At 61.5% G+C, this 12,981-nt stretch carries 11 protein-coding genes; 5 read left to right on the forward strand and 6 right to left on the reverse strand.

What is annotated here, in order from left to right; translation table 11 throughout:
* The first annotated feature begins 6 nt into the window (after positions 1-6).
* The 4 genes from HF327_RS16365 (at position 7) to HF327_RS16380 (ending at position 8,341) form a co-directional block, all read left to right on the forward strand.
* Positions 7-3,183 carry an MdtB/MuxB family multidrug efflux RND transporter permease subunit gene (locus tag HF327_RS16365; RefSeq protein ID WP_198461328.1) on the forward strand — a complete coding sequence of 1,059 codons (3,177 nt, stop codon included), beginning with the start codon at positions 7-9 and terminating at the stop codon, positions 3,181-3,183.
* Positions 3,180-6,353 carry an efflux RND transporter permease subunit gene (locus HF327_RS16370; protein WP_198461330.1) on the forward strand — a complete coding sequence of 1,058 codons (3,174 nt, stop codon included), beginning with the start codon at positions 3,180-3,182 and terminating at the stop codon, positions 6,351-6,353. Before HF327_RS16365 ends, HF327_RS16370 begins: the two co-directional genes overlap by 4 nt.
* Position 6,354: 1 nt before the next feature.
* Entirely contained in the window at positions 6,355-7,944 is a 1,590-nt protein-coding gene (locus HF327_RS16375) for an efflux transporter outer membrane subunit (RefSeq protein ID WP_198461332.1), read from the forward strand.
* A gap of 73 nt (positions 7,945-8,017) precedes the next feature.
* Entirely contained in the window at positions 8,018-8,341 is a 324-nt protein-coding gene (locus HF327_RS16380; protein ID WP_198461334.1) for a hypothetical protein, read from the forward strand.
* 57 nt (positions 8,342-8,398) lie between these two features.
* Here HF327_RS16380 and HF327_RS16385 read toward each other — a convergent pair whose 3' ends face one another.
* Both HF327_RS16385 and HF327_RS16390 read right to left on the reverse strand, forming a co-directional pair.
* Entirely contained in the window at positions 8,399-8,917 is a 519-nt protein-coding gene (locus HF327_RS16385) for an SRPBCC family protein (RefSeq protein WP_198461336.1), read from the reverse strand.
* A 99-nt stretch (positions 8,918-9,016) separates the two neighbouring features.
* Entirely contained in the window at positions 9,017-9,382 is a 366-nt protein-coding gene (locus HF327_RS16390; protein ID WP_198461338.1) for a hypothetical protein, read from the reverse strand.
* Positions 9,383-9,499: 117 nt separating this feature from the next.
* Here HF327_RS16390 and HF327_RS16395 point away from each other — a divergent pair, with 117 nt between their 5' ends.
* Complete coding sequence (locus HF327_RS16395; protein WP_198461340.1) at positions 9,500-10,165, forward strand: ABC transporter ATP-binding protein; 666 nt, start codon at positions 9,500-9,502, stop codon at positions 10,163-10,165.
* Positions 10,166-10,168: 3 nt separating this feature from the next.
* Here HF327_RS16395 and HF327_RS16400 read toward each other — a convergent pair whose 3' ends face one another.
* Genes HF327_RS16400 through HF327_RS16415 form a run of 4 tightly spaced genes read right to left on the reverse strand, consistent with a single transcriptional unit; the run spans position 10,169 to position 12,795 of the window.
* The gene (locus HF327_RS16400) at positions 10,169-10,984 is read right to left on the reverse strand and encodes a LytR/AlgR family response regulator transcription factor (RefSeq protein ID WP_198461342.1); all 816 of its coding nucleotides are present in this window, start codon (positions 10,982-10,984) and stop codon (positions 10,169-10,171) included.
* The gene (locus tag HF327_RS16405; protein WP_198461344.1) at positions 10,981-12,057 is read right to left on the reverse strand and encodes a sensor histidine kinase; all 1,077 of its coding nucleotides are present in this window, start codon (positions 12,055-12,057) and stop codon (positions 10,981-10,983) included. The genes HF327_RS16400 and HF327_RS16405 overlap by 4 nt, the downstream gene beginning before the upstream one ends.
* Before the next feature lie 24 nt (positions 12,058-12,081).
* Positions 12,082-12,366 (reverse strand): 2TM domain-containing protein, encoded by a 285-nt coding sequence (locus tag HF327_RS16410; RefSeq protein WP_198461346.1) that lies wholly within the window; start codon positions 12,364-12,366, stop codon positions 12,082-12,084.
* Between the two features lie 24 nt (positions 12,367-12,390).
* Positions 12,391-12,795, reverse strand: coding sequence for a DUF2306 domain-containing protein (locus HF327_RS16415; RefSeq protein ID WP_198461347.1), 405 nt, complete (start codon positions 12,793-12,795; stop codon positions 12,391-12,393).
* Between the last annotated feature and the right edge of the window lie 186 nt (positions 12,796-12,981).

Consider the following 12,981-nt stretch of genomic DNA (forward strand, 5'->3'; position numbering starts at 1 on the left):
GCCATCATGAATATCTCGCGCATCTTTATTCTTAGACCCATTGCCACCAGCTTGCTGATGGTCGCGGTGCTGATTGCGGGCATTCTTGCCTACCGACTGTTGCCCATCTCGGCCCTGCCCGAGGTGGACTACCCCACCATTCAGGTCACCACGCTGTATCCGGGTGCCAGTCCTGATGTGATGACCTCCAACGTCACGGCACCGCTTGAGCGGCAGTTTGGACAGATGCCGGGGCTGGACCAGATGTCGTCCACCAGCTCTGGTGGTGCATCGGTCATTAATCTGCGCTTCTCGCTGTCCATGTCCATGGACGTGGCCGAGCAGCAGGTGCAGGCCGCCATCAACGCCGGCAGCAATCTGCTGCCCAGCGACCTGCCCATGCCCCCGCTGTACAGCAAGGTCAACCCGGCCGATGCGCCGGTGCTGACGCTGGCCATCAGCTCGCCTTCGCAGCCCGTCATCAAGATCAATGACCTGGTGGAAAACCGGCTTGCGCCCAAGCTCTCGCAGGTCAAGGGCGTGGGTTTGGTGGCCATTGCCGGTGCGCGCCGCCCGGCGGTGCGCATTCAGGCCAACCCTGCCGCGCTGGCCAGCTTTGGCATGACGCTGGATGATGTGCGCTCTGCCATCTCCGCGGCCAACGTCAAGACCGCCAAGGGCAGTTTTGACGGCCCTAACCGCGCATCCACCATTGATGCCAACGACCAGATGCAGTCTGCGGCCGAGTATCGCAACCTCATCATCGCCTTCAAGAACGGCAACCCGGTGCGCCTGTCCGATGTGGCCCAGACCGTGGATGACGCTGAAAACACCCGCCTTGCCGCCTGGTCGGGCACGCCAGACACGGGTTCCAAATCGGCCGTGATTTTGAACATTCGCCGCCAGCCCGGTGCCAACGTGATCGACACCGTTGATGCCATCAAGGCTTTGCTGCCTCAGCTCAAGGAAACGCTGCCTGCATCCATTGATGTGCAGGTACTCACGGATCGCACCGTGACCATCCGCGCTTCGGTCGAAGACATGCAGTTTGAACTGGGCCTGGCCATTGCTCTGGTGGTGATGGTGATTTTCCTGTTCCTGCGCAGCGCTTCGGCCACGCTGATTCCTAGCGTGGCGGTGCCGTTGTCCCTGATCGGCACCTTCGGTGTCATGTATCTGGCTGGCTATTCCATCAACAACCTTACGCTGATGGCACTGACCATCTCCACCGGCTTTGTGGTGGACGATGCCATCGTGATGATCGAGAACATCGCCCGCTATGTGGAAAAGGGCGAGCCGCCCATGCAGGCTGCGCTCAAGGGTGCCAAGCAGATCGGCTTCACCATCATCTCGCTGACCATCTCTCTGGTTGCGGTGCTGATCCCATTGCTGTTCATGGGCGATGTGGTGGGGCGTCTGTTCCACGAATTTGCCATCACCATGACGGTGGCGATTCTGATCTCTGCCGTGGTCTCGCTCACGCTCACGCCCATGCTGTGCGCGCGCTTGCTGCGCCATAAGCCTGAGCAGACCGCAGAATCCAAAGGCATAGGCGCTGCCGTGGCCCGTTTCTTTGACAAGGTGATTGCCGAATACGGTCGCATGCTGACCTGGGTACTGGACCACAGCAAGCTGACCTGGTTGGTGTTCCTGGCCACGCTGGCCGTGACGGTGTTGCTGTATTTCGTCGTGCCCAAGGGCTTTTTTCCCGAGCAGGACACGGGCACGATTGCCGCGACCACCGAGGCTGATCAGTCCATCTCTTTCGCCGCCATGGCCGAGCGCCAGCAGGCGCTGGCCGAGCAGTTGCTCAAAGACCCGGCTGTGGCTTCCATTTCGTCCTTTATCGGCGTGGATGGCACCAACACCACGCTCAACACTGGCCGCATTCAGATCGACCTCAAGCCCCATAGTCAGCGCGATACTTTGCCCGTAGTGCTCCATCGCCTAGCCGAAGATGCGCAGCATGTGCCAGGCATTCGCCTTTACGCACAGCCCGTGCAGGACCTGACGATTGAAGACCGGCAAGCACGCACCCAGTACCAGTTGCTGCTGTCCTCGCCCGACATGGCGCAGCTGACGGCCAGCACCAAGGCGCTGGTTGATAAGCTGCAGCAACTGCCCGAGCTGCTGGATGTGAGCAGCGATCTGCAGAACCAGGGGCGTCAGGCCTATGTGCAGATTGACCGCGCGCAGGCCAGCCGTCTGGGTGTGACGGTGGCATCGGTGGATTCGGCGCTCTACAACGCATTTGGACAGCGGCTGATCTCCACCATCTTCACCCAGTCCAACCAGTACCGTGTGGTGTTGGAGGTTGCACCGCAGTTCAAGGTGGGCCCTGAGGCATTGCAGACCATTTATGCAGCATCTTCCTCCGGCGCGCCTGTGCCGCTGTCGTCGATTGCCACGGTGAGCGAGCGCCCCATGGCGCTGGCCGTCAACCACGTGGGCCAGTTACCTGCGGCCACCATCTCCTTTAACACCGCGCAAGGCGTGTCGCTGGGCCATGCGGTGGATGCGTCCAAGCAAGTCATTCAGACCCTGCGTGATGAAGGGCAGATTCCGCTGTCGGTGGATGCGCAGTTCCAGGGCGCTGCACTGGCGTTCCAGGCGTCGTTGTCCAACACCCTGCTCTTGGTGCTGGCGGCGGTGATCACCATGTATATCGTGCTGGGCGTGCTCTATGAAAGTACGATTCACCCGATCACGATTCTCTCGACCCTGCCATCGGCTGGCGTTGGTGCTCTGCTGGCTTTGCTGGTTGCGGGGCTGGATCTGGACATCATTGCCATCATTGGCATCATCTTGCTGATTGGTATCGTCAAGAAGAACGCGATCATGATGATTGACTTCGCGCTGGATGCCCAGCGTGAAGAGGGCATGAATGCGCGCGATGCCATCTATCAGGCCTGCCTGCTGCGCTTTCGACCCATCATCATGACCACGCTGGCCGCCTTGCTGAGTGCGCTGCCCATGATGCTGGGCTCTGGCGTGGGCAGCGAGCTGCGCCAACCGCTGGGCGTAACTTTGGTGGGCGGTCTGCTGGTCAGCCAGTTGCTGACGCTGTTCACCACGCCTGTTATCTATCTGACCTTTGAGCGCTGGGCCGAGAACTGGCGCACCAAGCGCGGCCTGTCTGCCGTCAAGCATCTGCCGCATTCCGAAGCGGAAGTCATGGGTGAGCAGGGTGGAACCAAGCCATGAGCATTTCCACGCCTTTCATCTTTCGTCCCATCGCCACCATCTTGCTGACCATAGGCATGGCGCTGGTGGGCGGCGTGGCCTACTTTCTGCTGCCCGTGGCGCCGCTGCCGCAGGTGGACTATCCGACGATCTCCGTAACCGCCAGCTTGCCTGGTGCAGCCCCTGACACCATGGCGGCCACCGTGGCCACCCCGTTGGAGCGGGCACTGGGCGCGATTGCGGGCGTCAACGAGATGACGTCCAGCTCCAGCATGGGCAGCACGCGCATTACGCTGCAGTTTGACCTGACGCGCACGGTCGATAGCGCGGCCCATGATGTCCAGGCCGCCATCAACGCGGCGCGCACCCTGCTGCCCTCCGGCATGCCTGGCAACCCGACCTACCGCAAGGTGAACCCGGCAGATGCGCCCATCATGATTCTGGCGCTGACGTCTGAATCGCTGACCCGTGGCCAGATGTATGACGCGGCCAGCACGGTGCTGGCGCAGAAGCTGGCGCAAGTGGATGGCGTGGGGCAGGCCTCGATCAACGGCGGTGCCTTGCCCGCTGTGCGTGTGGAGCTGGACCCGGTGCGGCTGGCCGCCAACGGTGTGTCGCTCGATTCCGTACGCACGGCCATCACCGCCACCAACGCCAACCGCCCGCTGGGTGCAGTAGAGCGTGAAGACCATTACTGGCAAGTTGCCACCAACGACCAGGCACGCACTGCCGCTGAATATGCCCCGCTGGTGCTGCGCTGGAACAACGGCAACGCCGTGCGCCTGTCCGATGTGGCAGACGTGACCGACTCTGTGCAGGATGTGCGCAACTACGGCGTGATGAACGGCAAGCCTGCGGTGTTGCTGCAAGTCTTCAAACAACCCGATGCGAATATTTTGCAGTCCGTGGACAAGGTGCGTGCCATGCTGCCGCAGCTCCGGGCCTCCATCAATCCAGCCATTGATGTGACCGTGATCTCGGACCGCACGCCCACGCTGCGTGCGTCGGTCAAAGAAGTGCAGAACGCGCTGCTGATTTCGATAGCGCTGGTCATCATGGTGGTGTTCGTCTTTCTGCGCCGCCTGCGTGCCACGCTGATTCCGGCGGTGGCCGTGCCCGCATCGCTGATGGGTACCTTCGGCATCATGTACCTGTGTGGCTATACGCTGGACAACCTCTCGCTGATGGCACTCACAGTGGCCGCAGGCTTTGTGGTGGATGACGCCATCGTGGTGCTTGAAAACGTCATGCGCCACATGGAGCGCGGCAAGAGCGCCATGCAGGCGGCCATTGAAGGTGCCCGCGAGATTGGCTTTACCGTGGTCTCCATGAGCCTGTCCCTGATCGCCGTGTTTGTGCCGATTTTGTTCATGGCCGGTGTGGTGGGCCGGTTCTTCCGTGAGTTTGCCGTGGTCATGTCGGCGGCCATTCTGGTGTCCATGATCATCTCGCTGACCACCACTCCCATGATGTGTGCCGCTCTGCTGCGCACGCCCGCCGAAGAAGAGCGCCGCCGCGCCGAGCGGGCCAAGCGTCCGTTCTCGCGCCGGTGGGATGCCTTCTGGCTGCGTGTCTCCCAGGCCATGGATCGTTTCGAGAAAAGACTGACCGCGCTGTACCGCAGGTCTTTGGCATGGGGCCTGCGCCACCAGCCGGTGGTGATGGCGGCTCTGGTCGCGGTCATCGGTCTCAATGTCTATCTCTACACGGCCATTGAAAAAGGCTTTATGCCCAGCGAGGACACAGGCCGCGTCATGGGCTTTATCCGTGCTGACCAGTCCACATCCTTTCAGGCGATGGAGCGCCGTATCAAGCGCTTTCTGGATGTCGTGCAACAGGACCCGGCGGTGGAATATGTGACCGGCTTTACCGGTGGTGGCCAGGCCAACTCGGGCAATATGTTCATGTCGCTCAAGCCCATGGCTGAGCGCAAAGTGTCGAGCGATGAAGTCATCAACCGCCTGCGTGAAAAGCTCAAGAACGAGCCTGGTGCGCGCCTGTTCATGATGACTCAGAGCGATGTGCGCATTGGTGGACGTCAGAGCATGTCGTCGTACCAGTACACACTACAGGCCGATGACACGGCCGAGCTGCGCCTGTGGGAGCCGCGCATTCGCCAGGTGCTTTCCACCTTGCCAGAGCTGGCCGATGTGAACAGCGATGTCCAGGATAACGGCGTGCAGACCAAGCTGGTCATTGACCGCGATCAGGCCACGCGACTGGGGCTGACGGTTTCGCAGATCGACAACACCCTGAACGATGCCTTTGGTCAGCGTCAGGTGGGAGTGATCTACAACCCGCTCAACCAGTACCGGGTGGTGATGACGGCCTCATCCCAGTATCTGCAGAGCCCGGAATCGTTGCGCGGCTTCTTCTTCGTCAACAGTGCGGGCCAGCAGATTCCGCTGACGGCGTTTGCCAAGATCACCACATCGACCACGCCGCTGTCCGTGCAGCACCAGAGCGGCACGCCTGCCAGCACCGTGAGCTACAACCTCGCACCGAATATGTCCCTGTCGCAGGCCAACGATGCGATTCGCAATGCCATGGTGGAGCTGGGCGTGCCCGTGTCCATTCGCGGCAGTTTCAGCGGCTCGGCCGGTGCCTTCCAGCAGGCGCTGGCGGGTCAGCCTTTGTTGATTCTGGCGGCCATCATCACCATTTATCTGGTGCTGGGCATCCTCTATGAAAACCTGGTGCACCCGCTGACGATTCTGTCCACGCTGCCGTCCGCCGGCGTGGGTGCGCTGCTGGCGCTGATGTTGTTCAAGACCGAGTTCTCGCTGATTGCCTTCATCGGCGTGATCTTGTTGATAGGGCTGGTCAAGAAGAACGCCATCATGATGATTGACTTTGCGCTGGAGCGAGAAAAGGGCGGACATGCCAGCGCTGCGCAGGCCATATATCGCGCCTGCAATCTGCGTCTGCGCCCCATTTTGATGACCACCATGGCCGCTTTGTTTGGCGCGCTGCCGCTGGCGTTGGGTCGTGGCGATGGTGCGGAGCTGCGCCAGCCGCTGGGCATTGCAATTGTGGGGGGGCTGCTGCTAAGTCAGTTGCTCACGCTCTACACCACGCCCGTGGTCTATGTGTTGCTGGACCGTGCACGCAATCGCGTCATGCGCCTGTGGTCGCGTGCTCCCAAGGCACCGCACAAAGCAGTTGTCGCGGCCCTGGCCGAGGTGAAGTGAGATGAATATGTCCACCCAGTTTTTGAATCAAATCGGCCTTGAGCCCAATCAGGTAAAGCGCAAGCAGCTCACTTTTATGAAGAAAAAATCTACGGCGCTGCCTTGTTTTTTGCCTCGTGTCTTTCCCCGTCTATTGCCTATCGTTGCGGCTGTCATGCTGGCGGCATGCTCCACCCAGCCCGCTTATGAAGTCCCCAAGCTGGATGTTCCCGCCCAGTTCAAGGAAGCCACGCCGCAGGCGGCCCAGTTTGGCGTGTGGCAACCCGCGCAGACCGTGGCAGGTAGCCCCGTCGTCACCGTGCCTGACCAGTGGTGGACGGTGTATGGCGATGCGGTGCTCAACCAACTGCAAGACGCCGCCGCCGCAGGCAACCCCAGCGTGGAGCAGGCCGTGGCCCGCCTGCGCTCGGCGCAAGCCGCAGTCGCCAGCAGCCGGGCTGCGCAGCTGCCCACGCTCAGCACCACGGGCAGCGGCTCGCGTGCGCTGACGGGCGGCGGCACCTACAGCAACACCAATGGCGATAACGTGGCGCGCAGCGGCAGCATTAACAACAATTTCTCACTGGGCCTGAGCGCCAGCTGGGAGCTGGACTTGTGGGGCAAGTTGTCGAGCGGGGTAGACGCCAGCCGTGCCTCCGCCCAGGCCAGTGCGGATGATCTGGCGGCGGCCCGCCTGTCGGCTCAGGCATCGGTGGCGCAGACCTATTTCTCGCTGCGTGCCGCCGAGTCGCAGATGAAGTTCCTGCAAGAGAGTCTGGATGCCTATGCGCAAAGCCTGAAGCTGACGCAGAACCGTTACCAGTCGGGCGTGGTGTCGTCTGCCGATGTGGCGCAGGCCCAGTCGCAGTACAAGAGCACGCAGGCCAGCTTGCTGGATGCGCAGATTACCCGCGCACAATTCGAGCACGCGCTGGCTGCCTTGCTGGGCAAGGCTCCGGCGCAGTTCAGCCTTCCGGTGACGGCGGTGCTGCCCACGCCGCCCGTGGTGCCTGAAATGCTGGCATCGACCCTGCTGGAGCGCCGCCCCGACATTGCGGCGGCAGAGCGCCGTGTGGCCATGGCCAATGCACAGATTGGTGTGGCGCGTGCGGCGTACTTCCCTTCACTCACCTTGTCCGCATCGGGAGGTTATCGCAATTCCATCCTCTCTGATTTGCTCAATGCGCCCAATCTGTTCTGGTCGCTGGGCCCGGCGCTGGCCATGAGCATTTTTGATGGCGGTGCGCGTTCGGCGGCGGTGGAGTCTGCCCGCGCCACGCTGGACCTGAATGCCGCCACCTACAAGCAGACCGTGCTGACGGCGCTGCAGGAGGTGGAAGATAACCTGGTCGCGGCCGTCAATCTGGCACAGGAAGAGCAGGTGCAGACCGAAGCGCTGGTGGCGGCGCAGAAGTCGCTCACTGTGGCCAACAACCAGTACAAGGCCGGCATCGTGGCCTATCTGAATGTGCTGACGGCTCAGACTTCGGTGCTGAGCGCGCAAAACACGCTCAACAACGTCAAAAACCGCAGACTGACGGCAGTGAATACCTTGCTCAAGAATGTGGCTGGCCGCTGGGAACCACTGAACGCCCCAGCACGTAAAGACTGAGAAAGAGTGAGTTCGCTGTACAGGCTTGCGCTCTGGGTTACAACTAGCCCTGTTTTGTTGTGAAGATCACGCCATGAGCATTGCTGTTTTTTACCTGCGTAATTCCGAACCCGAGGGCCAGACGCCTGCCTGGCAGTCGCAATGCCAGGCATTTTCCGATGCGCAGATGGGCGAGGCGCTGGCGCTGTGCCAGCTGTTGCGCAAAGACCAGAGCAACGCCCATGTCGTTATCTCGTCAGAGCTGCGCGACATGGTCGGCCTGGTGGGCGTTTCTGCCGTGGAAGACGGAAAGACACCCGATGGTTTTGACTATCAGTGGAGCAAGGCGGGCCGTGCCGGTGCCAGCCGCAAGAATGCCACTGCCGCGCCCAAGCGCAAGCAGGACATGGATAACTGAAGGGCGACGGTTTCTGGTCCGTTAGTACGTCACTGCGTCACGGCATCACTAACTCAGTTAAGCGGCCTGAATTTTGCCCAGATAGCTTGCCAGCAGTTGCATGCTGCTGCTCCAGCCGACCGTCATACCGGCGTGCGAGCTGTTGAAGACCGCTTCTTCTATCTGCTCGGCATTGAGGGCCCGCCATTCGAGGTGAATGCGTGTGCCTTCAGACTCTTGAACCAGTGTGGTGGTGGATAAGGTGTACAGCGGCCATTGCGCCGCCATGGGGTGACGCGTGACGCCACCAGCGGCATCGCTGAACTGCACGACGGCGACGATGCGCTCAGGCGCTTTCAGTTCTCGGAACGTCCACTTCCCCCACATGACAGGTGCCAGTGGCATGGCCTCGGCGCGCAGGGCGTAGTGAAAGCTGCCGCCTTCGCGGGCATCCACCCCGCATTGCGTCATCACCATGCCGGGCGGGCGCATCCAGTGGCTCAGGTGCTCTGCCTCGGTAAAGGCGGCGTACACCAGCTCGCGCGGAGCATTCACGAATTGCTCGAACACAAATGGTGCAGAGAGTCGATCAGTCATGGGGAACCCCTTTGAAAAGTCACTTCAGGCGGCCTCATTTTGCATGGGGTGGTCATGACTTTCCAGTGGGTCTCATTCCCCGCTATCAATCCTTATTTATCAATCCTCGATATCGAATCGTTCACGCAGCGCATCACCAAAATGTGCAGAGCCGGACAGCGAGAGATTGACTGTGGTGCGGCCCGTGGCCGAGACCTGTAGCGTCAGCTTGCCTTCGGTCTTGTCAAAGCGGGTGCCCAAAGGTTCGCCATCATCGTCCTGGGCCTGCAGGTCATAGTCCCAGTCAAAACCTTCTTCCACCGCGCCCTGGCGGCCGGGAAATTTCTGGCTGGCCCAGCGCAGCACGGCTTCGATTTCGGCGGCCAGCGCAGGCACGCGCTCGGCTTTGACACTGGCCATGGCATCCCATGTACCGGTGCCTTCTTCATCTTCGCTGTAGTCGAATTCCAAATAGTCCAGAGCCATGGCATATTGCGCGCTATTGAGGGGGACGCCATTGTGCCTGCGCCTTGTCTGCCGCAGGTGCGTAGGTGTTTTGGATGAAATCAGCCGTAAACCTATACTTATAAAGCGTTGCTAGCTATGAATTCTGAGACGGATGAGTGCGGTGAGACTCTTTGCATGGTGCAGGCCCTGCAAGTCAGTTTCGGCTATCCCGGCCGCGCGGTGGCGAATCAGGCCTCGCATTGCTGGCCCCCAGGCTTGTGCCTGATGCAAGGCGATGAGGGCGCGGGCAAGACCAGCTGGCTCAAAGCGCTGGCCGGGCAGCTGCATCTGGGCAGTGGCGTGTTGCACTACCCGTTTTCAGAAGATGCAAGCTTGCCCGCCACAGCCTGCTTCTGGCAGGACCCGCGCCAGCCCCTTGATGAGGAGCTCAGTCATATGCCGGCCAGTAGCTGGGTGGCTTTGCAGCGCAGCAATTACCCGCACTGGTCCGCTGCGCAGTTTGAGCAGCATGTTCAGGGTTTCGGGCTGACACCGCATTTGAACAAGCCGTTGCTGGCGCTGTCATCAGGCACGCAGCGCAAGCTGTGGATGGCGGCAGGCTGGGCCAGTGGTGCAGAGCTGGTGCTGATCGATGAGCCCCTGGCGGCGCTGGACAAGCCTTCAGAGCGCTATGTACAGCAGGCCTTGGCCGCCATGGCGGCCAAGCTCAAAGACGCTAAGCGCCCGCGCAGTGTCATCGTGGCGCACTGGGATGCCATGCATGGCGTGGACTGGGATGATGTGATGGAGTTGCCGAATTAGGCGCTACATCGCCTTGAAGCGCGTGGCATAGAGGCGGCTGACCGCCAGCTTTTCGCTGCGCCCCCGCAGTTGCAGCCACAGGCGTCCGGCCTCATCGCGCTGGGCGCTGGCAATGGCGTCGGTGCGCACCACGGTGCCGCGGTGAATTTGCCAGAACTGCTGGGCATCTAGCTGGGGCTGCAGATCCTTGAGCGGGGTACGCAGCAGATATTCCTGCTGCGGCGTCAGCACGCGCAGGTATTTGTCGGCAGCCTCCAGATACACGATGTCCTGCACCCGCACCATATGAATCTGCGCGCCCACGCTGGCCTGAATGATTTGCAGTGGTGCGGCTGCGCTGGTCTGCATGCGCTGCTGCAAGGCCAGTAACTGTTCCAGTGTTTGCTCCAGTGTCTGGGGCTGAGGTGCTTCCTGCGCCGACTGGCGCTGCTGCCACCAGTGCTGCAAGCGCTGCACGCTCTGTGCCAGCCGCAGGGGCTGCACGGGCTTGAGCACGTAGTCCATGGCGCAGGCCTCAAACGCGGCCAGTGCGTACTGGTCGTAAGCGGTGACAAAGATGATGGCGGGCAGTGGCCTGTCTTCGGGCCATGAATCGGCAATCTCTGCGGCAGCCTCCAGTCCGCTCTGGCCCGGCATGCGGATATCGAGAAACAGCACATCGGGCAATAACTGCAGCGCCTGCGCCGCTGCGCTGATACCGTCGCCAGCGACAGCCTGAATCTGCAGCGCAGGCCATTGCGTGCTCAGCATGTGTACAAGCGCCTGTGCCAGCAGGGGCTCGTCCTCGGCAATCAGGGCGCGTGGGTGGATGTGGCTCATGGCTCGATTTTGAAAGGAAATATCAGGCTGGCGCTTGTCCCGCCTGCGCTGGCAGCTATTAATTTAAAAGTGGCTTGATCGCCATAGCCGGTGGCCAGCCGTTCGCGGATTTGCTGCAGGCCAAAGCCGCTGCCGGTATTGCTGGTGCTATTGCTGGCAGGGTGCGGGAATGCAGGCAGGCCGCAGCCGTTGTCAACCACCGTCAGCTCCAGCCGCCCGTCATCCCGCAGCGCTGCCGCCACATGGATGTGGCCCCCCGCCAGCTGTGGCTCCAGCCCGTGGCGAATGCTGTTTTCTACCAGTGGCTGCAGCAGCAAGGTCGGTACGTGCGCATCTCGCAGCTCGGCAGGCAAATTCAGTCTATAGCTCAGACGTGCGCCCATGCGCACTTGCATGAGCGCCAGATAGTCGCCCAGCAGCGAAAACTCGGCCTGCAGGCTGTGCGTGCCGTTGCGCGAGCCTGCCAGCGTGGCCCGCAGATAGGCAATCAGATGGTCCAGCATCTGCTCGGCACGCGGGGCATCGCTGGCGATCAGCACGCGCAGGTTGGCCAGGGTATTGAACAACATATGGGGCTCAAGCTGTGCCTGCAGCTGGCTCAGCCTGGCCTCTGCCGCCTGACGCTGGGCCTGTTCGGCCTTGACCTGAAGATGGCGCGCCTTGCCGACCACGTAGAAGCCCCAGGACATGGCAATGCTGGTGCCGATGGTGATGAGCACGGGCAGCCATAGCGATGGCTGGGCTGCAGCCTGAAGCTCCGGGTGCCGCTGCTGTACATAAAATCTTCCCAGTGAACTGCCCAGAACCAGGCCCAGCAGAATGCCCAGCGGTACCAGGGCCAGTCCTTTGAGGCCGCGCGGCCAGGCAATCGCGTCGGACTCGCGCCAGCGGAGTCTGGCCAGGTCAATCGTCAGCCAGCTGATCAGACCAATTGCCGCAGAGTAGGCCAGGTTGACATCCCACAGACCTTGGCCCAGTGCGGTCAGGGCTCCGGCAATCAGCAGACAGGCGGTCACGGTGATGGCTCCGTGGCGTAGCAAGGCGGGTAGAAAAGCGAGCTGCATGGAAGCCATCGTAGGTGAGGGCAGTGCCCGCGCCTAGTTTTTCTCGCGCCGCTGCAGGGATTGCAGTTCGCGCTCTACCAGGCGGCCGAAGAGAGGGCTTGCCGGTGCTGTCAGGCAGACCACGCAGCCATGTATTAGCAGTCCAAGACCCCAGCCCAGGGCCGGGTAGATGGCCCAGTGGCGGCCCTGGCTCAGGGCCAGACTCATCAGACCCAGATTGACCAGCACATAGACTGCGGCGTGCAGATACCAGCCCAGCTTCATGCCTGCGCGGCGGCGGGCCTGCTGCTGCAGGGCGTTGTATGAAATGGGGTTCATGTATTACTCCTTGAAAGGTTCAGGTCACACCAATTTTTGCCAGAGAAGGTCGCCCAGCAGGCGTCCGGGCACCAAGGTGAAAAGTCCCGCGACAACACAGCTGCCGATGTAGAGCTTGCGCATGATGCTGCGGTGCTTGTCTATGCGCCGGTGCGCCAGATGCCAGAAAGAGAGCCCCAGCCCGCCCAGCGTGACGGGCACCAGCAGATGAATGGGCGTGAAGCCCGACCAGTTGGGCAGGCTGAAGTTGCGTATGAACAAGGCCGAGATGGCCGTACCCAGCATCAGCAGAACAAAGGCGTAGCCGGCAATGCGATGCAGCAGAGGGCGCGGGCTGCCGCTGCGGCGCGCCCAGAGGGTGAGGGCTCCGACGCTGGTGGCAGCGATGGCTGAACTCATATGGAAAGCGATCAATGGCGTCAGTTGCATGGTTCTCTCCTGCGATGAGCAGGACTGTGCGCGCCGGAGATGGCGCCGGCCAGCGCTTTGCGACGAAACGGCAAAATCCGGGAGCCAGTTGCATCGGGGCGAGGTCGGGTGTAGCGCTTGTTTGTGCGCGCACACATAGCACGGAGCGACCGCAGGGTTATCGATCCAGACTGGATTCCGTTGAAA

This window comes from Comamonas suwonensis (assembly GCF_012844455.2).
Taxonomy (GTDB): domain Bacteria; phylum Pseudomonadota; class Gammaproteobacteria; order Burkholderiales; family Burkholderiaceae_C; genus Comamonas; species Comamonas suwonensis.